Source organism: Actinosynnema sp. NPDC059335 (assembly GCF_042752395.1).
Taxonomy (GTDB): Bacteria; Actinomycetota; Actinomycetes; order Mycobacteriales; family Pseudonocardiaceae; genus Actinosynnema.
Genome location: NZ_JBHYXZ010000043.1, coordinates 14,635 through 41,240, shown reverse-complemented (window position 1 = coordinate 41,240; position 26,606 = coordinate 14,635). Strand labels below are relative to the sequence as shown.

Genomic DNA, 26,606 nt, shown 5'->3' with positions numbered 1-26,606 from the left:
GCGCCCCCGCCCAGCGCCCCGCTCTCCGCGCCGCGGGCCGGCTGCCCGAGGGGCGCGCCCCCCCCCCCCGCGCCGCGGGGGGGCGGCCCCCCCCCCCCCCCCGCCGCCGGGTCGGACCGGCGGCGGTGGGCGGCGAGTCGGGTGCGGTGCGGCTCAGCCGGGCAGGCCGGAGGCCCGCCACGCGCCCGGACCGTGCGGCAACGGGCGCCTGACCTGCCTGGCCTTGTCCGACCACGCCGAGCGGTGCGGCTGCGCCGGGGCGGGCGAACCCGCGCCCGCCAGGCCGACCACGACCGCCGCGACCGCGGCCAACTCCACGTCGTCCGGGTTGCCGCGCACCACCCGGAGGTGCGTCTCCCCGCTCACAGCGGGATGTTCCCGTGCTTCTTGGGCGGCAGCGCCTCGCGCTTGTCCCGCAGCATGGACAGCGCCCGTGCGACGTGTGAACGCGTGTACGAGGGTGGGATCACACTGTCAACATAGCCGCGTTCGGCCGCGACGTAAGGGTTGCAGAGGGCGTCTTCGTATTCTTGCTGCAAACGGGCCCGAAGCGCGTCCACGTCCTCGCCCGAAGCCACGGCGTTCGCCAACGTCTTGCGGTGCACGATGTTCGCCGCGCCCTGCGCGCCCATGACCGCGATCTGCGCCGTCGGCCACGCCAGGTTGATGTCCGCGCCCAGGTGCTTGGACCCCATCACGTCGTACGCGCCGCCGTAGGCCTTGCGGGTGATCACGGTGACCAGCGGCACGGTGGCCTCGGCGTAGGCGTAGATCAGCTTCGCGCCGCGCCGGATGATGCCGTTCCACTCCTGGTCGGTGCCGGGCAGGAAGCCGGGCACGTCCACGAAGGTCAGCACCGGGATGTTGAACGCGTCGCAGGTCCGCACGAACCGCGCGGCCTTCTCCGAGGCGTCGATGTCCAGGCAGCCCGCGAACTGGGTCGGCTGGTTGGCCACGACGCCGACCGAGTGGCCGTCCACCCGGCCGAAACCGACCAGGATGTTCGGCGCGAACAGCGGCTGGACCTCCAGGAACTCGCCGTCGTCCAGCACGCGGGTGATGACCTCGTGCATGTCGTAGGGCTGGTTCGCCGAGTCCGGGATCAGCGTGTCCAGCTCGCGGTCGGAGTCGGTGATCGAGTCCTCGATCGAGCCGTGCACCACGTCGTCCGGCGCGTCGAAGACCGGCGGCTCGGACATGTTGTTGGCGGGCAGGTAGGACAGCAGCTCCTTGACGTAGGCGATGGCGTCCTCCTCGTTCTCGCCGAGGTAGTGCGCGTTGCCCGACTTGGTGTTGTGCGTGCGCCCGCCGCCCAGCTCCTCGAAGCCCACGTCCTCGCCGGTGACGGTCTTGATCACGTCCGGGCCGGTGATGAACATGTGCGAGGTCTGGTCGACCATGACCACGAAGTCGGTCAGCGCGGGCGAGTAGACGTGGCCGCCCGCGTTCGCGCCCATGATCAGCGAGATCTGCGGCACGACGCCGGACGCGGCCACGTTGCGGCGGAAGATCTCGCCGTAGAGGCCGAGCGAGACGACGCCCTCCTGGATGCGCGCGCCGCCGCCCTCGTTGATGCCCACGATCGGCCGGCCGGTCTTGATGGCCAGGTCCATGACCTTGACGATCTTCTCGCCGTAGACCTCGCCGAGCGAGCCGCCGAAGACCGTGACGTCCTGGCTGAACACGCACACCGGGCGGCCGTCGACGGTGCCGTAGCCGGTCACCACGCCGTCGCCGTAGGGCCGGTTGCGCTCCTGCCCGAAGTTCGTCGAGCGGTGCCGCGCCAGCTCGTCCAGCTCGACGAACGAGCCGGGGTCGAGCAGCAGCTCGATGCGCTCGCGGGCCGTCTTCTTGCCCTTGGCGTGCTGCTTCTCCACCATGCGCGCCGAGCCGGCGTGCACGGCCTCCTCGTTGCGCCGGCGCAGGTCGGCCAGCTTCCCGGCGGTGGTGTGGACGTCCGGCTCCTCGCCGATGGGGGCGGTCGCACTGCTCATAGCGGGGCAGCTTAACCAGCCCTTCCCGGCACGGCCGGGCGTAGTAGCCCAGCTCACGAAGACCGGGTTGACCTCCAGCGCGGTGGAGGTTGCAGGCTTGGCCGCGGTGATCCGCCCCGCCGTCCACACCGCTCCGACACAGCGGGCGGGGCGGGTCGCTCACTAGTCTGCGCGGGTGACTCTCGACACCGCCGCACTGCGCGCCGGCCTCCTCGGTCCCTACGCGGCCCTGGACGTGGTTGCCGAGACCGGGTCCACGAACACCGACCTGTGCGACGCCGCGATCCGGGGCGCGCGGGACCGGACCGTGCTCATCGCCGAACGGCAGACCGCGGGCCAGGGCCGCCGCAACCGCGACTGGACCTCGCCCGCCGGCGGGCTCTACGCGAGCGTGCTGTTCCGCCCGGACGGGGTGCCGCCGGCGCGGTGGCCGTGGCTGACGCTCCTCGCCGGGCTGGCGCTGGTCCGCACGGCCCGCGGTGTCGGCGTCGAGGCGTCCCTGAAGTGGCCGAACGACCTGCTGGTCGGCGACGCCAAGGCGGCGGGCGTGCTGGCCGAGATCACCGCCGACGCGACGCCGGCCGTCGTCGTCGGCATGGGGCTCAACGTGGCCGCGCTGCCCGACGGCGTCCGGCCCGGCGCGGGCGGCCTGCGGCCGACGAGCCTGGAGGACCACGCCGGCCCGCTGGACCGCACCGCGCTGGCGATCACCCTGCTGCGGGAGCTGGCCGGGCTGGAGGACGCGTGGCGGCGCGCGGGCGGCGACGAGCCGTCGTTGCGCGACGAGTACCGGCGGCACTGCGCCACGCTCGGCAGCCGGGTGCGGGTGGAGCTGGCCAAGGGCGACGCGCTGGTCGGCACGGCCCGCGACCTGGAGCCCGACGGCACGCTCGTGGTGCGCGACCAGACCGGCGTGGACCACACCGTTTCCGCCGGGGACGTGGTGCACCTGCGGGTACGGTGAGGCTTGCTCCCCACCAGGCGAGCACCGCACCGAAGGGACCCGTCGTGGCCTACCCGGACGACCTGCTCCGCACCGGCGAGCACGTCGTGGTGCACCGGCACCCGCACTGGAAGACGCTGATCGCGCCGGTGCTCGTGCTCGTCGTCGTGGTCGTCGGCGGCGCCTACCTCGCGGTGCTGGTGTCCGACTTCGGCTGGGCGTCGGTCGCGTGGACCGCCCTGGCCGCGCTCGCCGCGGTGCTGATCGCCTGGTTGACGCTCGCGCCGCTGGTGCGCTGGCGCACCACGCACTTCATCGTCACCGACGAACGGGTGATGTACCGGTTCGGCGTGCTCAAGCGGACCGGGCTGGACATCCGCCTGGACCGCATCGACGGCGTCCGCTCCGAGCGCGGCCCGGTGGACCGGCTGTTCGGCTGCGGCACGCTCGTCGTCGAGTCGGGCGCGGACGAGCCGTGGGAGTTCGACGACATCCCGGCCGTGGACGAGGTGCTCTCGCTGCTGCACCCCGGGCGCGACCGGGTCGGGGACCACCGGACGGAGGACAGGGTCACAGATGGGCGCGCGTGAGGTCGGCCTGCCGGACACCGTCGGCGCGAGCGGTTTGCCGGACCGCGTGACGATCTGGGAGGTCGGGCCGCGGGACGGGTTGCAGAACGAGGCCGAGGTGGTGCCCGTCGCCACCAAGCTGGAGTTCCTGGACCGGCTGGCCGACGCGGGCGGCACGGTGCTGGAGGCCACGAGCTTCGTGCACCCCCGGTGGGTGCCGCAGCTGGCCGACGCGGAGGAGCTGCTGGCCGGCCTGGTCAAGCGGCCGGGCGTGAGCTACCCGGTGCTGGTGCCCAACGAGCGCGGGCTGGAGCGGGCGCTGCGGGCGGGCGTCGAGCACGTGGCGATCTTCGCCAGCGCCACCGAGACGTTCGCGCGGCGCAACCTGAACCGGTCGCTGGACGAGCAGTTCGCCATGTTCGACCCGGTCGTGGCGCGGGCGAAGGCCGAGGGGCTGGCCGTGCGCGGTTACGTGTCGATGTGCTTCGGCGACCCGTGGGAAGGCGCGGTGCCGCGGGAGCAGGTGGTCGGCGTCGGCAAGCGGCTGCTGGACATGGGGTGCGACCAGCTCTCGCTCGGCGACACCATCGGCGTGGCCACGCCGGGCCAGGTGACCGCGCTGCTCGCCGGTTTCGACGGCGTGGACCGGCTCGCGGTGCACTTCCACGACACCTACGGGCAGGCGCTGGCGAACACCCTGGCCGCGATGCAGTCCGGCGTGCGCACGATTGACGCGTCGGCGGGCGGGCTGGGCGGCTGCCCCTACGCCGAGTCGGCGACCGGCAACCTGGCCACCGAGGACCTGGTGTGGATGCTGGACGGGCTGGGCGTCGGGCACGGCGTCGACCTGGACAAGCTCGCCGACACCAGCGCGTGGATGGCCGAACGGCTGGGTCGGCCGAGCCCGTCGCGGGTGGTCCGGGCGCTGCGGGGGTAGCCGGGTGGTCGAGCAGGCCGCGGCCGACGATCGCGGCACGCCCGGCCGCGCGGTGCCCGCGGTGGAACGGCACCCCGGCGTCCTGGTGTGGCGGCTGCCCCGGCCCGTGCTGGCGATCTCGTCCGGCCCGCACGGCGGCGGCCTGGGCGTCCGGCACTGGGCGTTGAACGCGACCGTGCCCAAGGACTACGCGCGCCTCGACCCGGACGTGCACGTGGGCGAGATCGCGGCCGGCCTCGGGCTGACGGGCCCCGGCACCGGTCTGCTCACCGCCGTGGACGTGCGGGACGTGGTGCTGGAGAGCGACGGCGGCGTCCGGTCGTGGGTGACGACGGGGATCGGCGCGCACCCCACGTGGGCGGCCGGGCCGCCCGCCGGGGACCTGCCCGAGGTCGGCACGATCAACGCCGTGTGCGTGCTGCCGGTGCGGCTCGCGGACGCGGCCCTGGTGAACGCCGTCGCCACGGTCGCGGAGGCCAAGGCCCAGGCGTTGGGCGAGGCGGGCGTGCCGGGCACCGGGACCGTCACCGACGCGGTCGTGCTGCTGTGCCCCCTGGACGGGCCGGTCGAGCCCTACGGCGGGCCGCGGTCGGTGATCGGCTCGGCGTTGGCCCGCACCGTGCACCGCGCCGTCCACGCCGGGATTTCGCTGGAACGGGCGGGAACCGGGACCGCGGTCGTAACGTCCAACGCGCGACCGACGACCATGCCCGGCGACGGCGCAACCCGGAGGTGGCCGTGACGACCGATCACCGCGCCCAGGTGGACGAGCTGCTCGCCGACTACCGGCGCAGCCGCGACCAGTTGGCGTCCGTCCAGCGCGACCTGGCCCGGGTCTCCGGTTCCGCCACGAGCCCCGACGGCGCGGTCACCGCCGTGGTCGACGCCAGGGGCACGCTGGTCGACCTGGAGCTGGCCGACCACGCGTACCGCCTGCGGCCGGCGCAACTGGCCCAGCTGGTCCTGCGGACCGCGCAGGAGGCGGTGGCCAAGGCCGCGGAGGGCGCCTACCGGGCGCTGAGCCCCGTGCTGCCCGCCGGCACGGACCCGGAGGCGTTGCTGCGCGGCACCGCGGACCTCCGCCCGGAGGAGATCGCCCCCGAGCAGGTCCCGCCCGCCACCCGCCGCCGCCCGGTCGCCGACGACGAGGACTTCGAGCAGCGCGACTGGCTCGACGTCGACGCGGGCGCGCCCGCACCCACCCCGATCCGCGCGAGGAGAACGCGATGACCGGCTTCCACACCGACCTCGCCCGGCTCGCCGAGGGCGCGGAGGACTTCACCGCGTTCGCCGAGCGGGCCCGCAAGATCGCCGGGGACCTGGGCGGCGCGCTGGACTCGCTCGGCGAGTGCTGGGGCGGCGACGCGATCGGGCAGAGCTTCGCGGCGAGCCACGTCGGGCCGTCCGGCGAGGCGTTGAGCGGGTTGTCCGGCCTGAGCGCCGGGTTCGGCGGCGTCGGGGAGCGCTTCGCCGAGACCGCCCGCACGTACCGCGACACCGAAGAGGGCAACCGCACCGCGCTCGGCGCGATCTGACTCAGGGGGCCGTGATGGGGATCGAGCTGCCGGCCGAGCTGGCCGACGTCGCCGCCAAGGCCGGGGTGTCCTGGCCCCAGGCGGACGAGGACGCGTTGCGGGCGTCCGCCGCCGCGTGGCGGGAGGCGGGCGCGAAGCTGTCCACGTTGGCGGGCGAGTCCGACGGCTCGGCGGGCAAGGCGCTGGCCGCCCTGTCCGGCCCGACCGGCGAGGCGGCGCGCGGCCACTGGAACACGTTCACCGCGCCGGATGGCACGTTGAACACCGTGCTGCGCGGCTGCGCCGCCGCCGCCGACCGGCTGGACCACGCGGCCGAGCAGATCGGCGCGGCCAAGGTCGAGCTGGTGCGCGAGCTGGTCAACCTGGCGAAGAACACCGACGCCGCGCAGCAGGCCGCGAACGCCGGCCACCCGACGGCGTTGCTCGGGCTGGAGACGGCGGTCCGGGGCGCGGCGGCGAACGTCGCGCACCTGACCGACACGCTGACCAGCGCGGTGCGGCTGGACAGCGGTGTGCAGATCGGCGGGCACCGGCCGCCGGTCGACGTCAACCCCGGCGTGCACGCGCCCGGTGACGCCGGACCGGGCGCGGGTCCCTCGGAGGGCGGTCGCGGACCGCACGGCGGTGGGCCGGCCGGTGGGCTCCCGGGTGGTGGGTCGTCGGGTGGCGGCCTGGGCCTCGGGCTGCTGGACGGGTTGCTGCCCGGCGGGTCCGAGGGTTCCGGCGGTTCGGGAGGTGGCGCCGGCAGCGCCGCTCCGGCTGCCGCTGCTCCGGGTGGCGCCGCTCCGGGCGCTGCTGCTCCCGGTGCCGCTGCTCCGGGTGCCGCTCCGGGTCACGGCCAGGCGCCCGGCCTGATCGGCGGGCTCGTCGGCGCGGTGACGGACACGGTGAACGTGGTGGCCCAGCCGGTCGTGGAGACCGTCGGCGTCGTGGGCGACGCGGTCGACCGCACCGTCCAGGGCGCGGCGGACGGGGTCCAGGGCGTCACGGAGACCGTGGCCCCGGGCCGCGACCACGGACCCGACCACGCGCCGGGTCACGGGCCGGGCCCCGATCACGTGCCGCCCGGTCGTGGCAGCACCCCGCCCGGACCGGGCACCGTCGTCGGCGACCTGGTGAACCCCGTGCTCGGCGCGGTGCCGGCCGCGGCGGGTCCGGTCGTGGACGCGGTGACCCGCACCGAGGGCACGGTCAACCAGTCGTCGGCGGCGGTCCTGGACCGCCCGCTGCTGCCGCACGCCGAAGCGCCGCACGCGCCCGCGCAGCCCGCCGCGCCGGCCGCCAACCCGGCCGCGCCGCAGGGACCGTCGTTCAGCGGGCCGTCCCTCGGTGGTGGGCCGACGGGTGCTCCGGCCGCGGCTGCCGCTGCGGCTGCCGTCACTCCGGCACCGGCCGCCACCACCGCCCCCAACGCCCCCGCGACCACCCAGGCCCCGGGCCAGCAGCCCGGCCAGCAGACCGCCCCGAAGGCCGAGGCCAAGGCCGCCCAAGCCCCGCAACCCGGCCAGACCCCGGCGGGTCAGCCGGGCTCCGGCCAGCCCGGTTCGGCGCAGTCGGGTTCGGCGCAGTCGGGTTCCTCGCAGTCGGGGCAGGCGCAGCCCGGCGCGAGCCAGTCCGGTTCGGCGCAGTCGGGGCAGGGCCAGTCGGGGCAGAACCAGTCCGCTCAGGGCCAGGGCAAGGCCGAAGCCGCCGCCAAGGCCGATGGGCAGGCCAAGCCCGAAGGCCAGGCCAAGGGCGAGGGCGCGGCCAAGCCCGACGCGCAGGCCAAGGGCGAGGCGGCCAAGGGCGAAGGCGCGGCCGCCGAGTCCCGGGACGACGCCGAGTCCCGGGACCTCCGGGACACCCTGGCGGCCCTCGGCAGGCAGGTGGTCGACGGCGACCTCGCGTTCGCGATCCTCCCGCTGCCGACCGGCGGCCGGTCCGCCACCGGTCCGCTCGCGGCCGGCCCCCTCCCGGCCGGTCCGCTGTCCGGGGTCCTGCCGACCGAGGCCGACGACACCCCGCCCGCGCCCCCGGTCCGGGCCGCGCGGACGGCGCAGCCGACCACGGCAGCGGCGGCGGCGTTCCTGCTGCACATGTTCCCCGGCGGGATGCTCCCGCCGCCCGGCGCGACACCCGCCCGCCAGTTGCCGCCGCCGTCGGAGGACGAGGCGTTCGCGGCGGGCCTGCGCTTCCCGCCGCAGGGCCACCCGGACGGCCACCTGGTGGACACCTCCGCCCAACTCGGCCTCGACCTGCGGGCCGGCGGCCGGGACGGGCTGCGCTCCCGGCTCTCGGGCGCGGAGCCGACCGCGTCGGCGGACCCGGTGCCCGCGGTGAACCGGCCGCGCCTGGCGCTCGGCCCCGGCGGCGCGCCGGACCCGGCGCTGCTGGAGGGCTACGACCCGTTGGCCGGCATGCACGAACGCGACTGGGACCGCCGGTTCCTGGTCCGCGCCGACCCGCCCGAGTACGCCTGGCCGCCCGGCGAGCTGTTCCCCGAGGGCGGGTACGAGGAGGGCCGGCCGGGCGTGCTCGCGGTCGGCGTGGAGCTGGACCGGTTCGGCGGGCCGGAGGGCCGGGTGCTGTCCCAGCTCGGCACGCCCTTCGCCGAGCGCTCGCTGCCGCCCGCGCTGGTCGGCGCGGGCTACCACCGCTACCGGGTGGTCCGGGTGCTGCCGGTGTGGTTCACGCTGTCCGCCGAGTGGTTCGGCCAGCCCGGCGGTGGTGTGCGGTACCGGGCCACCCACCCGGTCGCCGACCTGGTCGCGCTGGGCTACCTGGAGGAGATGGCATGAACGCGGAGTCGGTCCAGGGCTGGCTGCTGGCGGTCGGCGTGCCCGCGGAGGTCGTGTCGATCGGCGCGGAGGCCGACAACACGTGGTGCCTGCTGCCGACCGAGGAGGGCTTCGAGGTCTTCTGGCGCGAGCAGGGCAACCGGTACGACTGGGCGGCGTTCACCAGCGAGGACGTCGCCTGCCACTACCTGTTCGGCCGGCTGGTGTGGGCGCAGGTCGTGCGCGGCGTGGTCGGCGTGCTGCCCCGGACCGCCGAACCGGAGGCCGCGCCTACCGAGGCGTGAGGTCGGTCCGCCAGGTCACGCCCACCACGTCCTCGGCCTTCGGCACGGGCAGGAACAGCGCGAACGTCGCGGGCCGGGCGGTGGACAGCTCCAGCCGCCCGCCGTCGGCGTCCACCAGGGCCCGCGCCAACGCCAAACCCACACCGGTGGACCCGCCGCCGGACACGCCGCGCTCGAAGATGTGGTGCGCGAGTTCGTCCGGCACGCCCGCGCCCCCGTCGGCGACCTCCACGACGACCGTGCCGTCGTCACGGCGCGCGGAGACGACGACCATGCCTTCGCCGTGCCGCAGCGCGTTGTCCAGCAGCACGCCGATCGCCTCACGCAGTCGCGCGGGCGTGGCACGCGCCAGCAGCCCTTCCGGCACCTTCACCCGCAGCGCGCGTCCGACGCGGCGCAGCGGTTCGCGCCACTCCTCGGCGATGGCCGTCAGCTCCGAGCCCAGGTCGAGCGGTTCCGCGCCGACCGCGCGGGCGGCCCGTGCCGCGGCCAGCATCTCGTTGAGCACCTCGGCCAGCCGTTCGGCCTGCTCCAGCGCGGCCTTGGCCTCCGTGGCGATGTCCGGCTCCTGGTGCAGCGACAACGCCTCCAACCGCAGCTGCAACGCGGTCAGCCGGCTGCGCAGCTGGTGCGAGACGTCGCCGACCAGCTCGCGCTCCCGCTGCACGAGCTGCGCCAACGCGCCCGCCGACCGGTCCAGCGCCTCGGCCACGAGGTCCAGCTCCGGCACGTCGTGCCGCCGGTCGTCGCGCCGGAAGTCGCCCGCTCCCAGCCGCGCCGCGCGGGCCGCCACGTGCCGCAACGGCTGGGCGAGCCGGCGCGCCGTCACCGTGGCCACCACCGTGCCGGTGCTCACCGACAGCACGACCAGCAGCACCACCAGCGCGGCGACCTGGTACTGCGCGGTGCGCATGGGCGCGGACGACACCTCCAGCCGCACCGTGCCCTGCTGCGCGATCGGCACCTCGACCGACAGCGGGTTGTCACCGGGCGTGCGGCCGAACTCCTGCTGTCCGCCGGAGGAGGTCACCAGGAGGTGGCCGCCCTCGGGCACGCCGACCTCGACCGGCTTGAGGTCGATCTCGCGGCCGCTCGCGATCTGGTCGTCGATGGACGCCGCGATCCGCTGCGCCCGCGCGGCCAGGTCGGTCTTCGCGCCGTCCTCCACCAGCCGCAGGGCCGTGTAGCCGAGCGGGATGCCGAGGGCGAACCCGGTGACCGCCACGGCCAGCAGGATCGCCCGCAGGATCCGGCCGCGCATCAGTCTGCGGTGTTGAAGCGGAAGCCGACGCCGCGCACGGTGGCGATGCGGCGCTCCACCGAGCGCACGTCACCGAGCTTGCGGCGCAGCCACGACATGTGCATGTCGAGGGTCTTGCTGCTCTTCAGCTCCGGGTCGTTCCAGACCTCGGAGAGGATCTCGTCGCGGTGCACCACCTGGCCCGCGCGTTGGATCAGCACGCGCAGCAGCTCGAACTCCTTGTTCGCGAGCTGCACCTCCAGCCCGTCCACGGTGACGCGGCGCGCGGCCAGGTCCATGCGCACGCCGTTCACCTCCAGCGTGCCGGGCGCGCGGCGGCGCAGCAGCGCCCGGATGCGGGCCATCAGCTCGGCCAGCCGGAACGGCTTGGCCACGTAGTCGTCCGCCCCCGCGTCGAGGCCCACCACGAAGTCGACCTCGTCGGACCGCGCGGTGAGCATCAGCACCGGCAGGCCGCGACCGCCCGCGCGCAGCCGGCGGCACACCTCCAGCCCGTCCATCCCGGGCAGGCCGAGGTCGAGCACCAGCAGGTCGATCCCGCTGTGCGTGGCGGCCTCCAACGCACCCGGACCGTCGGTGACGACCTGCACCTGGTAGCCCTCCCGCTGCAACGCGCGGGAGAGGGGTTCGGCGATCGCCGGGTCGTCCTCGGCCAACAAGACCACGCTCACGACAACCAGCGTAGGCGTGGCACGATCCCGTGCGTGTCCGACCTTCGCGCAGATCTGTCCCTGGCCCTCCGGTTGGCCGACGAAGCCGACAGGATCACCACGACCCGCTTCCGCGCCCGCGACCTCGTGGTGGAGCGCAAGCCCGACCGCACGCCCGTGACGGACGCCGACGTGGCGGTCGAGGACGCGCTGCGGGCGGTGCTCGCGGCCGAGGCCCCGGGCGACCTGGTCGCGGGCGAGGAGCGCGGCGGCACGGCGGGCGACGGCCGCACGTGGGTGGTCGACCCGATCGACGGCACCAAGAACTTCCTGCGGGGTGTACCCGTCTGGGCGACCCTGATCGCCTTGGTGGTGGACGGCCTGCCGGTGGTGGGCGTGGTCAGCGCGCCCGCGCTGGGCCGTCGCTGGTGGGCCGCCGCGGGCGGTGGCGCGCACACGTCGGACGCGTCGGGCGAGCGGCCGATCTCGGTGTCGGGCGTGCGGGAGCTGTCCGACGCCTACCTGTCGACCACGCACCTGGGCACGTGGGTCGAGCACCACTCGCGGGAGGCGTACCTGGCGCTGGTGGACGCGTGCTGGGAGAACCGGGCGTTCGGCGACTTCTGGCAGCACTGCCTGGTCGCGGAGGGCGCGATCGACCTGGCCGCGGAACCGATCGTGAACCCCTGGGACGTCGCGCCGTTCCAGGTGCTGGTGACGGAGGCCGGTGGGCGGTTCACCGACCTCGGCGGCGCGGCGCGCTTCGACGGCGGGACCGTGCTGACGAGCAACGGGCACGTGCACGACGCGGCGCTGGAGGTCCTGGCCGGGGGCCGCTGAGCGGCCCGCGCCGCGGGTCGCGGCCGTCACGTGCGGTCGAGGACAGGGCGCGCGTCGGCGTCAGGCGTGGTCGGTCGGGTTCTCGTCCGCCGGGCGGTCGTAGGCCCGCGTCACCCGGCGCGGGCGGAAGTCGGCCTCCGGGAAGACCCACTTCTTGTAGCCCCACCAGCGGAACGCCATGGCGATCAGGGTGCCGATGATCTGCGCGCTGACGAAGTCGGCCACCTCCTCGCCGATCCGGCTCACGTGCGGCTCCTGGAGGTGCAGCAGGTAGCGCGACACCCACAGCGGCAGCGAGTTGAGCGCGATGCCGATGCCGTTGACGAGGAAGAACAGCGCCGCCTCGTGGTGCCGCTCGCGCCCGCCCCGGGTCTTGAACGACCACTCCCGGTTGAGCACGTACGACACGATCGTGGCCACGAGCGTGGCGACGATCTTCGCCGTGACCGGCTTCTCGGCCAGCACGGTCGTCTTGAGCACGAAGAAGATGACCGTGTCGATGACGAAGCACGTGCCGCCGACGACGGCGAACTTCAGCAGCTCTCTGTGCTTGAGGGCCAGCGAGCGCAGCGGTTCGGGCAGGCGCAGGACGACGTTCTCGACTACGGACACCCCGGCAGTGTACGGAAACCGGGGTGAACGGCCTGTTCAGGCGACCTCGCGCTGCTCCTCCGGCACCACGCGCAACGACCGCACGGACGGTCGCGCGTCGGCCTGGGGGAACACGAACTTCCGCATCGCCCAGTACTTGAACCCGGTGGCCAGCAGCATGCCGATCACCGAGCCCGCGACGAAGTCGGCCACCTCGGAGTGCAGGTCGAACACGTGCCGCGAGACGTACAGCGGCAACAGGTTCACCCCGATGCCCATGCCGCTGACCAGGAAGAACAGTGCCGCTTCGTGGTGCCGCTCACGGCCGCCGCGGGTGTGGAAGGACCACTCGCGGCTCAGCACGTACGACGCGATGACCGCCACCAGCACCGCGATGGCCTTCGCCGTGACGACCTTGTCCTGGAGCACGGTCAGCTTGAGCGCGTACCAGACGCCGTTGTCGATCAGGAATGTCGTGCCGCCCACGACGGCGAAGCGGATCAGCTCACGGTGCTTGTTGATCAGGAAGCGGAGCGGTTCGGGTAGCGAGCCCACTACCCTGCGCACTAGTGGCAGCACCGGGGCAGGTTACCGATGCCGTGATCGAACGATCACGAAGGGGTGCGGCAGTGACCGGGCAGCAGGTCGTCGAGCAGCGGCGGCAGCCACGGCGGCCGGGGTCGGCACGGTTCGCTGCGCGTGGGTGACGTCGGCGTGGTGGTGGTCGGCGCGGTCGTGGCGGGCGTGGTCGTGGTGGTCGGTGCGGGCGTGGACGGCTCCGTGGTCGGCGCCGGTGTCGTCGTGGTCGGCGCGGGCGGTTCGGTGGTCGTGGGCGCGCCGGGCGTGGTCGTCGTGGTCGTCGTCGGGGTCGGGCGCGTGGTGGTCGGCTTCGGGGTGGTGGTGCCGGTGGGCGGCTCCGGCTGGTGGTCGTCGCCACCGCCCGGTCGGCCGGGGACGGGCACCTCGACGCTCTCGGACGCGTTGCCGAGGGTCGCGCCGACCCGCACCACGCCTTCCCGGTGCGGCCATCCGACCGCCCACACCGACAACCGGAACGACTCGCCGCGCGCCAACGGCGCCACGCACGTGATGCGGCGCGGCGACCGCTCGCAGCCGGGCCACAGCGTGACGAGCACGACGTGCCCGTCCGACTCCACGACCAGCCGCAGGTCGCCCGCCCGGCCGCCGGTGTTGGTGACCTTGACGTCCAGGCGCGGGTCCCAGAACCCGTGCTGCCACGTCCGGACCTGGAGGTCGAGGTCGTCGCGCGCCGGGCGCACCTCGACGTCGACCGCGACCGCGACGCTCACCGACGTGCCGGCGGTGACCGTGCCGGTGATCCGGCCCGTCACCGCCTCGGGGTCGGCCTGGACCCGGAACACGAACGTGGCCGTGCCGCCGGGCGCGAGGCCCCGGGTGGTGGCGCACGTCACCGTGCCCGTGCCCGCCGGGCAGGTCACCGACTGGTCGGCCGCGCCGTCGAACCGGGCCGGGCGCGGACCGGCGAAGGACGCGGCCGGGCCGACGGACCGCACGCCGGGCGGCAAGGCCAGCACCGCGCTCGCGGGCTCCGACGCCGTCCCCCCGGAGTTGCGCACCACGATCGGCAGGTCGACGGGGTCGTCACCGGGGGTCAGCGTGAACCCGCTGGGCACCACGGGCACCAGGTTCGGCGGCGTGGGCTGCGGTTCCGGTTCCGGCTGCGGTTCGGGTTCCGGCTCCGGGTTCGGAGCCGGCTCGGGGTCGGGCGCGGCCTCCGTGGTCGGCGCGGGTTCGGTCGTCGGTTCGGTCGTGGGCTCCGGCGTCGGGGACGGCTCGGTCGTCGGCTCCGGCGTCGCGGTGGGCGCGGGCGGTGAGGGCTGGGTGGTCGGCGCGACCTGCGTGTTGGGCGCCGGCACGGCCTGCGCCGCGGGCACCTCCTGCTCGCCGCCGGACGCCAGGCCGATCGCCACCGCGACCACCAGGGCGGCGGCCGACGCGGCGGCCCCGAGCAACTGCCGCGGCAGGGAGGTGGCGGCGCTCGCCGCACCGCCCGCGCCGGCGGCGGCGACCGCGGCGGCCTTGGCGGTGCCCGCGCCGGCCGCGGCCAGGTAGCCCGTCGCGCCGACGCCGAGCACCAGCGGCGCGATGATCCCGCGCAGCGCGCCGTTGACGTCGGCCAGTTCCGCGGCCAGCGCCCGGCAGTCGGTGCACTCGTCCAGGTGGGCCTCGACCTGCGTGGTCTCCCGCTTGGACAGCCCGCCGCGGGTCCACGCGCCGAGCCGGTCCACGGTCGCGCGGCAGCGCTCGGCCTGCGTCTCGGCCAGGTGCACCTGGAGGTACGCCTGCTTGAGGCCCTCGCGGGCGCGGTAGGCGAGCGCGGACACGCCGTTCGCGGTCAGGCCGAGCAGCGGCGCGACCTCGGCGGGTGACTGGCCCTCGATCTCGGTGTGCCACAGCACGGTCTGCCAGCGCTCGGGCAGCCGGGCGAACGCCTTGGCCGCCAGCGACCGCTCCAGCCCGGCCACGGCGGTGTCCTTGAACGGCACGCTCGTCGCCTCGGGCGCGACCTCGGCCACGTCGTCGGCCAGCTCGACCTTGCGGTCCCGGCGGGTCTTGTCGTAGGCGGTGTGGCGCAGCGCGGTGAGCAGGTAGGCGCGGAACGCCGAGTCGGGACCGCGCCCGGCCCGCAGCGCGTCGAGGACCTTCGCGAAGGCGTCCGAGACCAGGTCGTCGGCTTCGGCGGACGACCGGGCGAGCTGGCGGGCCAGGTTGTACGCGGCGGTGACGTGGCGTTCGTAGAGCTCCCCGTAGGCGTCCGTCGACCCGCCGCGCACGGAGTCGATCAGCTCCGCGTCGCTCGGTCCCTGGACTTCGGCAGGAACGGTCGCCACGTGTCTCTTCCCTCCTCGCGCGGCGCCAGTGTGACGCACCGGGTCGCGCACCGTCACCTCCAACCCCCCGACCGGGTGGAGTAAGTGCCGTCATGGATGACTTTGGTCGACGTCTCCTGTGCGGAACCGATCGTCGAGGAGGCATCCGGGTGGGTGTTCGGGAAGCGGTTGCACAGCGCTCGGGGGCCGGCGGGTCGCGGGCACTGCGGTCCAGGTGGCGCACCGCCACGATGGCCGCGGGCTGGGCGTTCCCGGCGGACTGGCAACTCGCGGAGGTGGACGACGTCTGCCGGGCCGTGCTGGGCGACGGCGACGCCTGCGCCGAGCTGTACCGGTTGGGGGGTGCGCGGGCCGAGGCGGGCGCGGGGCTGGGGGAGACGCTGCTGGACCTCGCGGCGCTGCACGCCGTGCTGTCGGAACCGGAGGGCTCGACCGGGATCGTGTCGCCGAGCGTGGACGCGATCCCGGCGCGGATGCTGCGCTCCACCGCGCTGGGCTGGGGCGACGTGATGAGCAGGCGGGCCGCGAGCTGCGCGGCGGACAACCCGCTGACCGGCCTGGCCACGCCCGCCTACCTGCGCACCAGGTTGCGCGAGGTGTACGCGGAGGCGCGGGCCGCCGGCCGGCAGGAGCACGTGCTGGTGTTCGTCGCGCTGGACCTGAGCCGGACGTCCGGGTGGTCGCGCGTGGTGGCGATGACGCTGCTGGCGGACGCGTTGAAGGAGGTGTTCGACGCGGGCGAGACGGTGGCCTCGGCCGGCCCGGCGGTGGCGTGCGTGCTGCTGCGCCGCGACCGCCACCTGCCGCGGGCGCTGGCCAACCTGCGGGTGCTGACCGCGGACCGGCTCGCCGTCGACCCGCACGTCGCGCCGGCCGGCCCGGTCCGGGTCCGGGTGGAGGAACTGCCCCCGACCTGGGACGACGCCGTGGCGCTGATCGCCGGCGCGAGGAGCTGACCCGCCGCTCGCCGGCGTGCGGGCGGGGGCCCGCGTCGAATCGGGGTGCGGGCGGGAGGGGCGCGCCGGGCCGGGTCGGCGCGCGAGGGGAGCGGCGCGTCGGCCGGGGCGGGCTGCCCACCCACCGCTGCTCCTCGGAGCAGTTGCAGTCGCCCGACCGGCTTGCCGTCGATCGCGGTCGCGCCCCAGCCGTACTTCGCGTCCTTGCCGGTGTCGTCGTCGGAGATGTGCCACCACCCGTCCGGGGCGGGAGGGGTCGCCGGCCGGGCGAGCCGAGAGAGGACCGCCGCGTGCGCCGTCCCGGCTTGACAGCCCGCCATGCGCGCGCGGTATGTTCCGGTGTGTTAGTCAAGTAGAACAATTTGGAGCATCGGGTGGAGTTCCGCATCGACCGGTCCAGCGGCCTCCCCGCCTACCTGCAGCTCGTCCACCAGGTGCGGCAGGCGCTGCGCCTGGGCTGGCTGCGGCCGGGCGACCGGCTGCCGACCGTCCGCGACGTCGTCGCGAGGAGTGGTGTGAACGCGAACACGGTGCTCAAGGCATATCGGGAACTGGAGCTGTCCGGTCTGGTCGAGGCCCGCCAGGGCTCGGGCACGTTCGTCAAGGCGGGCCTCGGCTCGACCGATCCGGAGGTGATGGCCGAGCTGCGGGCGCGGCTGGCCACGTGGGTCGGCGAGGCGCGGGGGGCCGGGTTGGACGCAGAGGACATCGACGCGCTGGTGCGCTCCGTCCTCACCGGGGGCGGGGACGACGACCAGGCAATGGCAGGGGAGGGGGTGGTGGTCCGATGAGCACGAAGGTCGCGCCCGCCGACGACACCGGATCAGCGGTGCGGGCGCGGGCGCTGGGCAAGCGCTACCGCGCCAAGTGGGCGTTGCGGGACTGCACGTTCGAGCTGCCCGCCGGCCGGGTGGCGGCGCTGGTGGGCGCGAACGGCGCGGGCAAGACGACGTTGATGACGGTCCTGGCCGGACTCCTCGACGCCGACGAGGGGTCGGCGGACGCGGTGGGCCGGGTGGCGTTCGTGCCGCAGGACAAGCCGGTCTACCGGCACTTCACCGCGACCGACGTGCTGCGCCTGGGCGCGCGGCTGAACGCGGTCTGGGACGAGGCGCGGGCCCGCCGCTGGCTGGCGCGCTTCGACGTCCCGCTGGACGCGCCGTGCGGCCGGTTGTCCGGCGGCCGGCGGGCGCAGGTGGCGTTCGCGCTGGCCATCGGCTCGCGGCCGGACGTGCTCCTGCTCGACGAACCGATGGCCGACCTCGATCCGCTGGCCCGCCGCGAGGCGACCGCCGAGCTGCTCGCCGAGGTCGCCGACACCGGCATGACCGTGCTGCTGTCCACGCACCTCGTCACGGAGCTGTCCGGCGTCGCCGACCACTTGCTGCTCCTCGCCCACGGGCGGCTGCTCGCGGGCGGCGACCTGGACGAGCTGCTCGACCGGCACGTCTCCTGCACCGGCCCGCGCTCGGACGCGCCGCCCGTGCCGGGCGAGGTCGTGGCCGCGCGGCACGTCGACAACCAGTCGACGTTTCTGGTCCGGCTGCCCGTGGGCGCGCCGCGCCCGGTGGCGGCGGCACCGTGGGTGCTGCGACCCCCGACGGTGGAGGACTACGTGCTGACGCAGCTCGAAGCCGGCCGGAACGGGGTCGCCGCATGAGCGCCACCACGACGGCCGGCGCCACGACCAGGCGCGCCCGGGTCGGCTGGGGCGACCTCGCGTGGCTGACCTGGCGGCAGCACCGCTGGACGGTCCTCGCCACGGCCGTGCCCGTGCTCGCGGCGATCGCGCCGGCGCTCGGCATGGCCCTGCACGTGGACGCGACCGGTGACACGCACGAGCTGCTCGGCGAGTGGAGCTACCTGAGCGTGGCGCAGGCGCTGGCGCTGCTGCCCGGCCCGCTCGGCCTGGTGATCGCGGTGTTCTGGGCCGCGCCGCTGCTGTCGCGGGAGTACGAGCAGCGCACCCACCTGCTGGTGTGGAGCCAGGACGTGCCCCCGCTGCGCTGGCTCGCGGCCAAGGTCGTGCTGCTGGGCGCGGCGGCCGCGGGGTTGGCCGCCGGCCTGGGCCTGGCCCTGGTCACGCTGATGAACAGCCTGAACGCGGTGCACGACGGCTACCCGCCGTTCCACCCGTTCGGGAGCGACGCCTTCGAGGCGGCGCCGCACGTCCAGGCGGGTTACGCGGTGTTCGGCTTCGCGCTCGGCCTGCTGGCCGGCGCGACGACCCGGCGCACGGTGCCGGCGATGGGGCTCGCCCTGGTCGGGCTCGGCGCGGCGCGCCTGCTCGTGGCGCGGCTCTGGCGGCCGCACTACGACGAGCCGCTGCGCCGGGTGACGCCGTACGAGCAGTACGCGAGGTCCCCCGACCTGGGGCGTGACGGCGCGTACCGGGTGGCCGGCGGCTACGCCGACCCGGCGGGCAACGAGATCCCGTTCCCGGCGGGCTGCCACGGCGCCACGAGCAACGACGGGTACATCGGGTGCCTGGTCGACCACGACGTGCACTACTTCGTCGACTACCACCCGGTCGAGCGCCTGGCGTCGTTCCAGCTGATCGAGTTCTCGATCTTCGCCGGGCTCGCCGCCGCGCTGTTCGCGCTCGCCTTCGCCGCGGTCCGCCGGGCCCGTCGGGTCTGACGCCCGGACCGGCACACCGCGGCAACCCTGCCGCAGGGGTTCCGCGCGCTGGGGGAGGCGCGCGGGACCTCTGCCCGAGGCGTCGCGTTTGTGCAGGTAGACTCACCGAACCGTGGACTCCCGAACCCGTCTCCCCGCTGTTGGCATGATCGGCGGCGGCCAGCTCGCCCGCATGACGCACCAGGCCGCCATCCCGCTCGGCCAGTCGTTGCGGGTGCTCGCCGAGTCGGACTCCGACCCCGCCGCGCTCGTCGCCCGGGAGGTGGAGCTGGGCAGGCACACCGACCTCGACGCGTTGCGCGCGTTCGCCAAGTCGTGCGACGTCGTGACGTTCGACCACGAGCACGTGCCGCAGGAGCACCTGCACGCGCTGGTCGCCGAAGGGGTGAAGGTGTTCCCCGGGCCGGAGGCCCTGCTGCACGCGCAGGACAAGCTCGTGATGCGCGAGCGGCTGGCGGAGCTGGGCGTGCCCGTGCCGCCGTTCACCGCCGTGCGGGAGGTGGCCGACGTGCTGGCGTTCGGCGCGGGGCACGGGTGGCCGTGCGTGCTGAAGGCCGTGCGCGGCGGCTACGACGGCCGCGGGGTGTGGATGTTGAACACACCGCAGAGCGCGCAGCGGGTCGTGCCCGAGCTGCTGGCGGCCGGCACGCCGTTGATGGTCGAGCAGTGCGTGCCGATGCGGCGCGAGCTGTCCGCGCTGGTCGCGCGGTCGCCGTTCGGGCAGGGCGCGGCGTGGCCGCTGGTGGAGACCGTGCAGCGGGAGGGCATCTGCGTCGAGGTGCTGGCGCCCGCGCCGGGTGCGAGCGAAGCCCTCGCCGAGCAGGCCCAGGAGCTGGCGCTGCGGGTCGCGTCCGAGCTGGGCGTCGTGGGGCTGCTCGCGGTGGAGCTGTTCGAGACGGCGGACGGGCTGGTCGTCAACGAGCTGGCCATGCGCCCCCACAACTCCGGCCACTGGACCATCGAGGGCTCGCGGACCTCGCAGTTCGAGCAGCACCTGCGGGCCGTGCTGGACTACCCGCTCGGCGCGACGGACCTCGCCGCGCCCGCCGTCGTCATGGCCAACGTCCTGGGCGCGTCCTCGCCGTCCGAGATGGGGCCGGACGAGCGGTTGCACCACCTGTTCGCCCGGTTCCCCGACGCGCACGTGCACCTGTACGGCAAGGCGGAGCGGCCGGGGCGCAAGATCGGTCACGTGACGCTGGTCGGCGAGCACATGGACGAGGTGCGGCAGCGGGCTCGGCTCGCCGCGCACTGGCTGTCCGACGGCGTGTGGCCGGACGGGTACGACATCCACGGAGGAGAGCAGTGACGCACGTCGGCGTGATCATGGGCAGCGACTCGGACTGGCCGGTGATGAAGGCCGCGGCCGAGGCGCTGGCCGAGTTCGACGTGAGCTACGAGGTGGGGGTGTACTCGGCCCACCGCACGCCGCAGCGCATGCTCGACTACGCCGCGACGGCCGCGTCGCGCGGGCTGCGGGTGATCATCGCCGGGGCGGGCGGCGCGGCGCACCTGCCGGGCATGGTGGCGTCGGCGACCGTGCTGCCGGTGATCGGCGTGCCGGTGCCGTTGAAGCACCTCGACGGGATGGACTCGCTGCTGTCGATCGTCCAGATGCCGGCGGGCGTGCCGGTGGCGACGGTGTCGGTCGGCGGCGCGCGCAACGCCGGGCTGCTCGCCGTGCGGGTGCTGGCGGCGTCGGACCCGGCCCTGCGACAGCGGATGGCGGAGTTCCAGTCGTCGCTCGCCGACCTCGTGCTGGAGAAGGACGCGGCGCTGCGGGCTGTTGCGGACGGCACAGCGGACAAGGGAGTGAACGCGCGCTAACATCCTGGTAGGACGCCCTACCGGGAGGTAACTCAACGTGGACCCGAGCTTCGGTACCTACCAGCTCGCCGAGGAGCACGAGGCACTGCGCGAGGCGGTCCGGGCGCTCGCCGACAAGGAGATCGCCCCGCACGCCGCCGACGTGGACGAGCGCGAGCGCTTCCCGGTCGAGGCGTTGAACGCGCTGGTCAAGTCGGGTTTCGCGGCCGTGCACGTGCCGGAGGAGTACGACGGTCAGGGCGCCGACTCGGTGGCGACGTGCATCGTGATCGAGGAGGTGGCGCGCGCGTGCGCGTCGTCGTCCTTGATCCCGGCGGTGAACAAGCTCGGGACCATGCCCATCCTGCTGTCGGCGTCGGAGGGGCTGAAGCGGCAGGTGCTGCCGAGCGTCGCGTCCGGCGAGGCGATGGCGTCGTACGCGCTGTCCGAGCGCGAGGCCGGCTCCGACACGGCGTCGATGCGGACGCGGGCCAGGCTCGACGGCGACCACTGGGTGCTCAACGGCACGAAGTGCTGGATCACCAACGCGGGCGAGTCCACCTGGTACACGGTGATGGCCGTGACCGACCCCGACGCGCCGAAGAAGTCGCAGGGCATCTCGGCGTTCGTCGTGCACAAGGACGACCCGGGTTTCGTCGTGGGCACGAAGGAGCGCAAGCTCGGCATCAAGGGCTCGCCCACGCGCGAGATCCACTTCGAGGACTGCACGATCCCCGAGGACCGCATCATCGGCGAGCCCGGCACCGGGCTGAAGACGGCGCTGCGCACGCTGGACCACACGCGTCCGACCATCGGCGCGCAGGCCGTGGGCATCGCCCAGGGCGCGCTGGAAGCCGCCGTGGCCTACGTCAAGGACCGCAAGCAGTTCGGCAAGGCGATCGCCGAGTTCCAGGGCGTCCAGTTCATGCTCGCGGACATGGCCATGAAGATCGAAGCGGCCCGCCACATGGTCTACGTCGCCGCCGCGAAGGCCGAGCGGGGCGAGCCGAACATCGGCTTCATCACCGCGGCGGCCAAGTGCTTCGCGTCCGACGTGGCGATGCAGGTGACGACGGACGCCGTGCAGCTCTTCGGCGGCGCCGGCTACACGCGCGACTTCCCGGTGGAGCGCATGATGCGCGACGCGAAGATCACCCAGATCTACGAGGGCACGAACCAGATCCAGCGCGTGGTGATGTCGCGCGCCCTGCTCAACGGCTAGATCAACGATCTTCCCTCCGGCCTGGAGGCGCATGGTTTCCATGATCATGCCGCCTCCAGGCCGTGATCTTGAGAGCCGAACACCCCGTTGATCGCCAACCGCGCCCGCTCGTGGCTGGACGGGACGAGGTGCGTGTACGTCCGGAGCGTGAAGCCGGGGTCGGAGTGGCCCAGGTACTCCGCCAGCTCCTTGATCGAGACGCCTTGGGACAGCAGCACCGAGGCGTAGAAGTGCCTGAGCGCGTGCATCCCGTCCGCCCGCTTGCGGTAGAGGAGACCGGCCTCCCGGAACGCGCCCATCCAGACGACCTTGTGGAACAGGTCGCCCGTGTAGAGCCGCCCGCCCTCACCGATGGCCAGCAACCGGACCGTCACCGGGTCACCCTGGTCGTTGTGTCAGGGAAACAGGCTCAGGCCCGCCAAGACTCGGGCCTGTTTCCCTGGACACACCAACCGGTCGATACCAACCGTCCGGACGTCACGCCACAGCGCGACCGGTCACCGGACCCGGACCTCCTCCACCACCTCGAACAGCTCCGTGAAGCTAGCCGGGGCAAACGCCGTCAACGCACCGGCGATGAACGCCGCACCCGGCTGCAACCGCCCCTCCATCACCCGACCGATCGTGGAGCGGTGCACCCCCATCGCATCGGCCAACGCATAGATCGAATCGAACTTGGCCAGCCGCATGTATCGGTCGAACTTCACCACCCGGACCTTCACGGTGTAGCGACTCGTCCCCGGCCGCCGCTCGTTCTGCTCCGGCGTCACGTCCTGCTCAGTCACAGGCCACCTCCCACAGCCTCACCGGAACCAGCAGCAGGCGTATCGGTGATCGCCTCGCCCTTCTCGCGCTCCCGCTTCGCCCAGTACAACGCCTCGTGGTGGTGGCCCCGATCAACCTCGGCCACCCGCGTGTACACCTCCGCCGACCGCAGGTAGAACACCCGCCACCGCGACGGCGACGCCTCCGGCGACGGCACCAGACCACCGATCACCTCGTGCGCCTGCTTCAGCGTCGTCGCGCTCATCGCCACCGCCCACCGATCGAGCTTCTTCGGCTGCGCCATCACCGACCACCACCCTCGACCGGCACGTGCCCGTGATGAGCACCAACAGCCAGGTCAGCACCCGCGATGCGCTCGTTGACATCGGCCTGGTGGTCGAACGTCTCCGCCCCGTGCAACGCCGCCGCCTTGGCCCACCAGGGCGTGCTCTCCAACGCCGCGAGCTGCCGCCACAACCACGCCACCCGCCGATACGCAGGCGCGATCCGAGCCGCAGCCGCCGGATCATCGGCCGCGACGTACCGGTTCGCCTCATGCGCCTCCGTGTAGGCCCGGTACGCCGCCTGCCACTGCACCACCAACTGCTGAAGATCGGACACGGCTCACGCAGCCTTGGCGTCGGCGCTGCCCGACTTACCCCCGGCCGGAGCCGAGCCAGCCGACTTGACCACCGCCCGGAACCCGGTCGCCCGGAAGACGAACGACTGGTACTTGAACTCACCGTTGCCCGCGACCCGAGGCTCAGCCGTCAGCCCCTCCAACTCCACCGGCCGCATCCCCGGCAACACCTCTCCCGACGTCGGCACCGGCTGCACATCGGCCAACAACGTGATCTCGAAGCTCTTGCGCTTGGCGTTGGGCTCGTGCGGATCGGTGACCGTGACCTTCCACTGCCGCTTACCGGTCGCCTCGTCCACCCGCTGACGCACCGGCCGACCCACAGCCCTCTCGTCACGCGTCTGGTACTCCGTGTCCGGCATGACCTCCCCGACCATCACCAGGCCCTGAGGGAACGCGTCATCGAACGAGACAGGGAACCGGTACCCCTTGCTGATCGCCATCGGCTTCACTCCTCTGACAGGTGCCGCAGTATCGCGGCTTGCCCATTCAGATTCGGTGGCCAATGGTCCCGTCCCAGGTCCGCACGGGTCTCACCTGCCGCGTACCGCCCGCGTGTCGATCTCAAAAAGTCTCGTCTTGGTCTCGTCCCGGTGCTAGCCTCGCCCCACCGGCACACGTGGGGGAGACCACATGGCCACAGAGTCCACCCTCTTGCGAGTCCTGCTCAGACAACGCCACATGCAGGGCTACCGCACCTTCTGCAAGGAGTACGACCGCGTCGCCAAGCAACTCGACACCGACCTGATCGGCCGCTACCCCAGCAAGGCCCAGTTCTACCGCTGGCTGTCCGGCGACCTACTCGGCCTGCCCTACGCCGACCACTGCCGCATCCTCGAAAAGATGTTCCCCGGCTGGACCGCCGAACAACTCCTGTCTCCACACGAGGGCGACACCGACAGCCTCATCACCCCACCCCAACGAACCGCGGCCACCACCCACCCCGTACCGCGCCCGGTCCAGATGCCCCAACAGGCCCGCCTGGCCGACGTCACCGCCGTCTACCCCAGCCGGACCGAGTTCCTGCACAACGTCACCCCACGCGACCTGTTCGAAGGCGCGAAGACGATCGACATCGCGGGCCTGTCCCTCAACGTCCTGTGCCAGCAGTACTCCGACAAGGCTCTACTCGACTCGATCGAGACCGGCACCACCATCAAGGCCCTCTTCCTCGACCCCAACGGCCACAACATCACCGCCCGCGAACACGAAGAGGGCCTACCCGAAGGCCACCTCTCCATGCTCACCCGCCTCAACATTGAAGCCCTACGCCGAGTCGGGGCCAAGGTCTCACCCGACGCACGCGGCCAGCTCCACATCCGCGTCTACGACGAACCACTCCGCTACAACATCCTCATCACCGACCAAGCCAAGTGCATGGTCCAGCCCTACTTGCCCGACGCCCGAGGCGTCGAATCCCCCACCCTCGTAATCGAGAAGGACGACGCCGTACCGGGCTTGTTCGCCACCTTCTCCCAGGTGTTCGACTCTATGTGGGACCGCGCAAAGGAGGCAAGGTGATGCGACCACTCGACCAGTTGACCGAGATTGCGCAAAAGGCCGTAGCTATCGGTAACGACCTGATCAAAAGTACGCGTCCGCAGACGATCACCGAGAAGACCGACCGTGACACCTACACTGATGTAGACGTGCGCATCGAGCGAGATATTCGGACCTATCTGGCCGAGGTAACGCCCGAAATCGGGTTCATTGGAGAAGAAGAAGGGCGTAGCTGTCAGGTCGCGGATAGTGAGTGTGTATGGGTGCTAGACCCTATTGACGGCACGGCAAACTTCGTTCATGGTGTGCCGCTATCGGGTATCTCCCTTGCGCTCTTGCAAGGCGACTGTGCGATGGTTGGTGCGATCTCGCTTCCGTACTCGGGCATGCACTATATCGCTACGCTGGGAAACGGGGCATACGCCAACGGCAAGCGTATACGAACCAGCACTACCGCTGAGTTGGCAAAGTCGATGATTGCAATAGGAGACTATGCTCTTGGTGATCGCGCCGACGAAAAAAATGAGCAGCGAATTTCCCTCACTGCGGCTCTCGCGGCCAGGGTTGAACGCATCCGCATGTTCGGTTCTGCTGCACATGATCTCGTGTGGCTAGCAGAAGGTCGTATCGACGCCGTAGTAATAATGTCCAACAACACGCTGGATGTTGCTGCCGGGGTTCTCATCGCCCGTGAGGCAGGGGCGGTTATCCGGGATAGCACTGGGCGTGATCACTCGTCGGCGTCAGCTCATACGATTGGCTCAACTGCTGGCATAGCTGACGACCTGATCGTGCTGGTCCGGTCCATAGTCCACGGAAGAGAACCAGACTGACCTCAATCGGGCTCGCCCTGTTGTTCCACTGTGAGGTAGCGGGGGTCGATTTTGAACTGGTCGACTTCGTGTAGATCGGTGAAGTGTGCGGCGGTTCGCCCGTTGAGGATGCTTATCAAGTTTGGCCAGATTGTATTTTTGAGGTAGTTGAGCGGCGTGAGTACGTCGTTCAGGTCTAGGTCTTTCCCGCTGACTAGCTGGCCTCGCACAACGGAATGTTTGTGATATTCAGGTGTCCTGTACCTGGCATCAAACGCTTCAACGATTGCTTCGTATGGCGTCAGAAATCGCCACTTGGCTGTAGTATCAACCCACTTGAAGAATATTCTTTTTACTCTATGCCCGGAGATTTCCGGTTTTCCCGTCTCTAGGAAGTAGATGAGCCTGAAAAGCTTCTCCCATGCGATCCGTATCCGGCCGATGACGGACTGTTCGAGAGCCATCTTGGCTAGCTTGGACTTGGCGGGAATGATTCCGCCTTGCTCATAATTTGGATGACTGTAATAGAACGTGTTCATAAGGCCAAGGTCAAACTCGATGTACTCAAGCTGTAGGCGTAGGTCTACTAGGCGGAGAGTTGCCTCCTTGAGTCGATCGATCGGATATGTTCGACCACTCACGTAATGCTCTACAAACTCTGCTAGATTGAACACATCAAAGTCGTTCTGCTCGGATGGTCCGTAGCGTTCGAAATCTACTTGTGTCAGGAAATCTGACACGTCTCTCGCGATCGCCGAGGCCGCCTCGACTTCAAGTCCATCATTGTCTGGCGTGACCGCGTCGCTCATTCGCAATCCATCCTTCCGGGACCAATTAGTGTTCGGTTATCGATCACGCAGACGACTGTCGGTATCTTGCCGAACTTGGCTCTATGGGATCAAGGCGCGCCGCCTGCGGCGTCCCGCGGGCGGGTCAGCCACACCTTTTTAACAAAACCCCCCAACGCGGCAGCCCCCGTGAAAGAGGTAGATACGGGGGTGCGCCCGCGGC

General features: G+C 72.4%; 31 protein-coding genes. 18 read left to right on the top strand and 13 right to left on the bottom strand.

Annotated elements, in window-relative coordinates; all coding sequences use genetic code 11:
- Positions 1-153 precede the first annotated feature (153 nt).
- Together ACFXGA_RS16130 and ACFXGA_RS16125 are read right to left on the bottom strand one after the other, a co-directional pair.
- Positions 154-366: an acyl-CoA carboxylase subunit epsilon gene (locus ACFXGA_RS16130; RefSeq protein ID WP_378088458.1), complete on the bottom strand. Its 213-nt coding sequence runs from the start codon at positions 364-366 to the stop codon at positions 154-156.
- The gene (locus tag ACFXGA_RS16125) at positions 363-1,994 is read right to left on the bottom strand and encodes an acyl-CoA carboxylase subunit beta (RefSeq protein WP_378088456.1); all 1,632 of its coding nucleotides are present in this window, start codon (positions 1,992-1,994) and stop codon (positions 363-365) included. Before ACFXGA_RS16125 ends, ACFXGA_RS16130 begins: the two co-directional genes overlap by 4 nt.
- A 175-nt stretch (positions 1,995-2,169) precedes the next feature.
- On the opposite strand from ACFXGA_RS16125, the gene ACFXGA_RS16120 reads away from it, so the two are divergent.
- The 8 genes from ACFXGA_RS16120 to ACFXGA_RS16085 are packed head-to-tail and all read left to right on the top strand — an operon-like array spanning position 2,170 to position 9,039.
- The gene (locus ACFXGA_RS16120) at positions 2,170-2,958 is read left to right on the top strand and encodes a biotin--[acetyl-CoA-carboxylase] ligase (protein WP_378088454.1); all 789 of its coding nucleotides are present in this window, start codon (positions 2,170-2,172) and stop codon (positions 2,956-2,958) included.
- A gap of 44 nt (positions 2,959-3,002) precedes the next feature.
- Positions 3,003-3,527 (top strand): PH domain-containing protein, encoded by a 525-nt coding sequence (locus ACFXGA_RS16115; protein ID WP_378088452.1) that lies wholly within the window; start codon positions 3,003-3,005, stop codon positions 3,525-3,527.
- Complete coding sequence (locus tag ACFXGA_RS16110; protein ID WP_378088450.1) at positions 3,514-4,443, top strand: hydroxymethylglutaryl-CoA lyase; 930 nt, start codon at positions 3,514-3,516, stop codon at positions 4,441-4,443. Before ACFXGA_RS16115 ends, ACFXGA_RS16110 begins: the two co-directional genes overlap by 14 nt.
- 4 nt (positions 4,444-4,447) lie before the next feature.
- Positions 4,448-5,185 (top strand): adenosylcobinamide amidohydrolase, encoded by a 738-nt coding sequence (locus tag ACFXGA_RS16105; protein ID WP_378088448.1) that lies wholly within the window; start codon positions 4,448-4,450, stop codon positions 5,183-5,185.
- The gene (locus tag ACFXGA_RS16100; protein ID WP_378088446.1) at positions 5,182-5,673 is read left to right on the top strand and encodes a YbaB/EbfC family nucleoid-associated protein; all 492 of its coding nucleotides are present in this window, start codon (positions 5,182-5,184) and stop codon (positions 5,671-5,673) included. The genes ACFXGA_RS16105 and ACFXGA_RS16100 overlap by 4 nt, the downstream gene beginning before the upstream one ends.
- On the top strand, positions 5,670-5,978 hold the full coding sequence (locus ACFXGA_RS16095; RefSeq protein ID WP_378088444.1) for a WXG100 family type VII secretion target: 309 nt from the start codon (positions 5,670-5,672) through the stop codon (positions 5,976-5,978). Before ACFXGA_RS16100 ends, ACFXGA_RS16095 begins: the two co-directional genes overlap by 4 nt.
- Before the next feature lie 14 nt (positions 5,979-5,992).
- Complete coding sequence (locus tag ACFXGA_RS16090) at positions 5,993-8,755, top strand: TNT domain-containing protein (protein WP_378088442.1); 2,763 nt, start codon at positions 5,993-5,995, stop codon at positions 8,753-8,755.
- Positions 8,752-9,039: a hypothetical protein gene (locus ACFXGA_RS16085; protein ID WP_378088440.1), complete on the top strand. Its 288-nt coding sequence runs from the start codon at positions 8,752-8,754 to the stop codon at positions 9,037-9,039. The genes ACFXGA_RS16090 and ACFXGA_RS16085 overlap by 4 nt, the downstream gene beginning before the upstream one ends.
- Here ACFXGA_RS16085 and ACFXGA_RS16080 read toward each other — a convergent pair.
- Both ACFXGA_RS16080 and ACFXGA_RS16075 read right to left on the bottom strand, forming a co-directional pair.
- Complete coding sequence (locus ACFXGA_RS16080) at positions 9,026-10,300, bottom strand: ATP-binding protein (protein ID WP_378088438.1); 1,275 nt, start codon at positions 10,298-10,300, stop codon at positions 9,026-9,028. The genes ACFXGA_RS16085 and ACFXGA_RS16080 overlap by 14 nt on opposite strands.
- Positions 10,300-10,965, bottom strand: a complete 666-nt coding sequence (locus ACFXGA_RS16075) for a response regulator transcription factor (RefSeq protein ID WP_378088498.1) — start codon at positions 10,963-10,965, stop codon at positions 10,300-10,302. Before ACFXGA_RS16075 ends, ACFXGA_RS16080 begins: the two co-directional genes overlap by 1 nt.
- A 39-nt stretch (positions 10,966-11,004) precedes the next feature.
- Here ACFXGA_RS16075 and hisN point away from each other — a divergent pair, with 39 nt between their 5' ends.
- A complete protein-coding gene (gene hisN, locus ACFXGA_RS16070) occupies positions 11,005-11,790 on the top strand; it encodes a histidinol-phosphatase (RefSeq protein WP_378088436.1) in 786 nt (261 codons plus the stop codon).
- Between the two features lie 60 nt (positions 11,791-11,850).
- Here the strand turns inward: hisN and ACFXGA_RS16065 are convergent, their stop codons facing one another.
- The 3 genes from ACFXGA_RS16065 to ACFXGA_RS16055 are packed head-to-tail and all read right to left on the bottom strand — an operon-like array spanning position 11,851 to position 15,254.
- On the bottom strand, positions 11,851-12,402 hold the full coding sequence (locus ACFXGA_RS16065; RefSeq protein WP_378088434.1) for a GtrA family protein: 552 nt from the start codon (positions 12,400-12,402) through the stop codon (positions 11,851-11,853).
- A gap of 36 nt (positions 12,403-12,438) precedes the next feature.
- Positions 12,439-12,957, bottom strand: a complete 519-nt coding sequence (locus tag ACFXGA_RS16060) for a GtrA family protein (protein WP_378088496.1) — start codon at positions 12,955-12,957, stop codon at positions 12,439-12,441.
- Positions 12,958-12,992: 35 nt separating this feature from the next.
- Positions 12,993-15,254, bottom strand: a complete 2,262-nt coding sequence (locus tag ACFXGA_RS16055) for a sigma-70 family RNA polymerase sigma factor (protein WP_378088433.1) — start codon at positions 15,252-15,254, stop codon at positions 12,993-12,995.
- 230 nt (positions 15,255-15,484) lie between these two features.
- Here ACFXGA_RS16055 and ACFXGA_RS16050 point away from each other — a divergent pair, with 230 nt between their 5' ends.
- From ACFXGA_RS16050 to ACFXGA_RS16020, 7 genes are all read left to right on the top strand, one after another.
- Complete coding sequence (locus ACFXGA_RS16050) at positions 15,485-16,210, top strand: GGDEF domain-containing protein (protein ID WP_378088431.1); 726 nt, start codon at positions 15,485-15,487, stop codon at positions 16,208-16,210.
- A gap of 374 nt (positions 16,211-16,584) precedes the next feature.
- Positions 16,585-17,001, top strand: coding sequence for a GntR family transcriptional regulator (locus ACFXGA_RS16045; protein WP_378088429.1), 417 nt, complete (start codon positions 16,585-16,587; stop codon positions 16,999-17,001).
- On the top strand, positions 16,998-17,870 hold the full coding sequence (locus tag ACFXGA_RS16040) for an ATP-binding cassette domain-containing protein (protein ID WP_378088427.1): 873 nt from the start codon (positions 16,998-17,000) through the stop codon (positions 17,868-17,870). Before ACFXGA_RS16045 ends, ACFXGA_RS16040 begins: the two co-directional genes overlap by 4 nt.
- Complete coding sequence (locus ACFXGA_RS16035) at positions 17,867-18,850, top strand: hypothetical protein (protein WP_378088425.1); 984 nt, start codon at positions 17,867-17,869, stop codon at positions 18,848-18,850. The genes ACFXGA_RS16040 and ACFXGA_RS16035 overlap by 4 nt, the downstream gene beginning before the upstream one ends.
- A 112-nt stretch (positions 18,851-18,962) precedes the next feature.
- On the top strand, positions 18,963-20,159 hold the full coding sequence (locus tag ACFXGA_RS16030) for a 5-(carboxyamino)imidazole ribonucleotide synthase (protein WP_378088423.1): 1,197 nt from the start codon (positions 18,963-18,965) through the stop codon (positions 20,157-20,159).
- A gap of 17 nt (positions 20,160-20,176) precedes the next feature.
- Positions 20,177-20,677 (top strand): 5-(carboxyamino)imidazole ribonucleotide mutase, encoded by a 501-nt coding sequence (gene purE, locus ACFXGA_RS16025; protein WP_378088494.1) that lies wholly within the window; start codon positions 20,177-20,179, stop codon positions 20,675-20,677.
- 37 nt (positions 20,678-20,714) lie between these two features.
- The gene (locus tag ACFXGA_RS16020) at positions 20,715-21,878 is read left to right on the top strand and encodes an acyl-CoA dehydrogenase (protein WP_378088421.1); all 1,164 of its coding nucleotides are present in this window, start codon (positions 20,715-20,717) and stop codon (positions 21,876-21,878) included.
- A 44-nt stretch (positions 21,879-21,922) separates the two neighbouring features.
- Here the strand turns inward: ACFXGA_RS16020 and ACFXGA_RS16015 are convergent, their stop codons facing one another.
- The 5 genes from ACFXGA_RS16015 to ACFXGA_RS15995 all read right to left on the bottom strand — a co-directional run bounded on the left by ACFXGA_RS16015 (position 21,923) and on the right by ACFXGA_RS15995 (position 23,726).
- Positions 21,923-22,252: a tyrosine-type recombinase/integrase gene (locus ACFXGA_RS16015; protein ID WP_378088419.1), complete on the bottom strand. Its 330-nt coding sequence runs from the start codon at positions 22,250-22,252 to the stop codon at positions 21,923-21,925.
- Positions 22,253-22,375: 123 nt separating this feature from the next.
- Positions 22,376-22,663, bottom strand: a complete 288-nt coding sequence (locus ACFXGA_RS16010; protein ID WP_378088417.1) for a transcriptional regulator — start codon at positions 22,661-22,663, stop codon at positions 22,376-22,378.
- Positions 22,660-22,947, bottom strand: coding sequence for an AMED_5909 family protein (locus tag ACFXGA_RS16005; RefSeq protein WP_378088415.1), 288 nt, complete (start codon positions 22,945-22,947; stop codon positions 22,660-22,662). Before ACFXGA_RS16005 ends, ACFXGA_RS16010 begins: the two co-directional genes overlap by 4 nt.
- A complete protein-coding gene (locus tag ACFXGA_RS16000; RefSeq protein ID WP_378088413.1) occupies positions 22,947-23,264 on the bottom strand; it encodes a hypothetical protein in 318 nt (105 codons plus the stop codon). The genes ACFXGA_RS16005 and ACFXGA_RS16000 overlap by 1 nt, the downstream gene beginning before the upstream one ends.
- 3 nt (positions 23,265-23,267) lie before the next feature.
- A complete protein-coding gene (locus tag ACFXGA_RS15995; protein WP_378088411.1) occupies positions 23,268-23,726 on the bottom strand; it encodes a hypothetical protein in 459 nt (152 codons plus the stop codon).
- A gap of 190 nt (positions 23,727-23,916) precedes the next feature.
- Here ACFXGA_RS15995 and ACFXGA_RS15990 point away from each other — a divergent pair, with 190 nt between their 5' ends.
- Both ACFXGA_RS15990 and ACFXGA_RS15985 read left to right on the top strand, forming a co-directional pair.
- Positions 23,917-24,804, top strand: coding sequence for a DUF5919 domain-containing protein (locus ACFXGA_RS15990; protein ID WP_378088410.1), 888 nt, complete (start codon positions 23,917-23,919; stop codon positions 24,802-24,804).
- Positions 24,804-25,616 carry an inositol monophosphatase family protein gene (locus ACFXGA_RS15985; RefSeq protein ID WP_378088492.1) on the top strand — a complete coding sequence of 271 codons (813 nt, stop codon included), beginning with the start codon at positions 24,804-24,806 and terminating at the stop codon, positions 25,614-25,616. The genes ACFXGA_RS15990 and ACFXGA_RS15985 overlap by 1 nt, the downstream gene beginning before the upstream one ends.
- Before the next feature lie 2 nt (positions 25,617-25,618).
- Here the strand turns inward: ACFXGA_RS15985 and ACFXGA_RS15980 are convergent, their stop codons facing one another.
- Complete coding sequence (locus ACFXGA_RS15980; protein WP_378088408.1) at positions 25,619-26,404, bottom strand: hypothetical protein; 786 nt, start codon at positions 26,402-26,404, stop codon at positions 25,619-25,621.
- Positions 26,405-26,606: the final 202 nt, after the last annotated feature.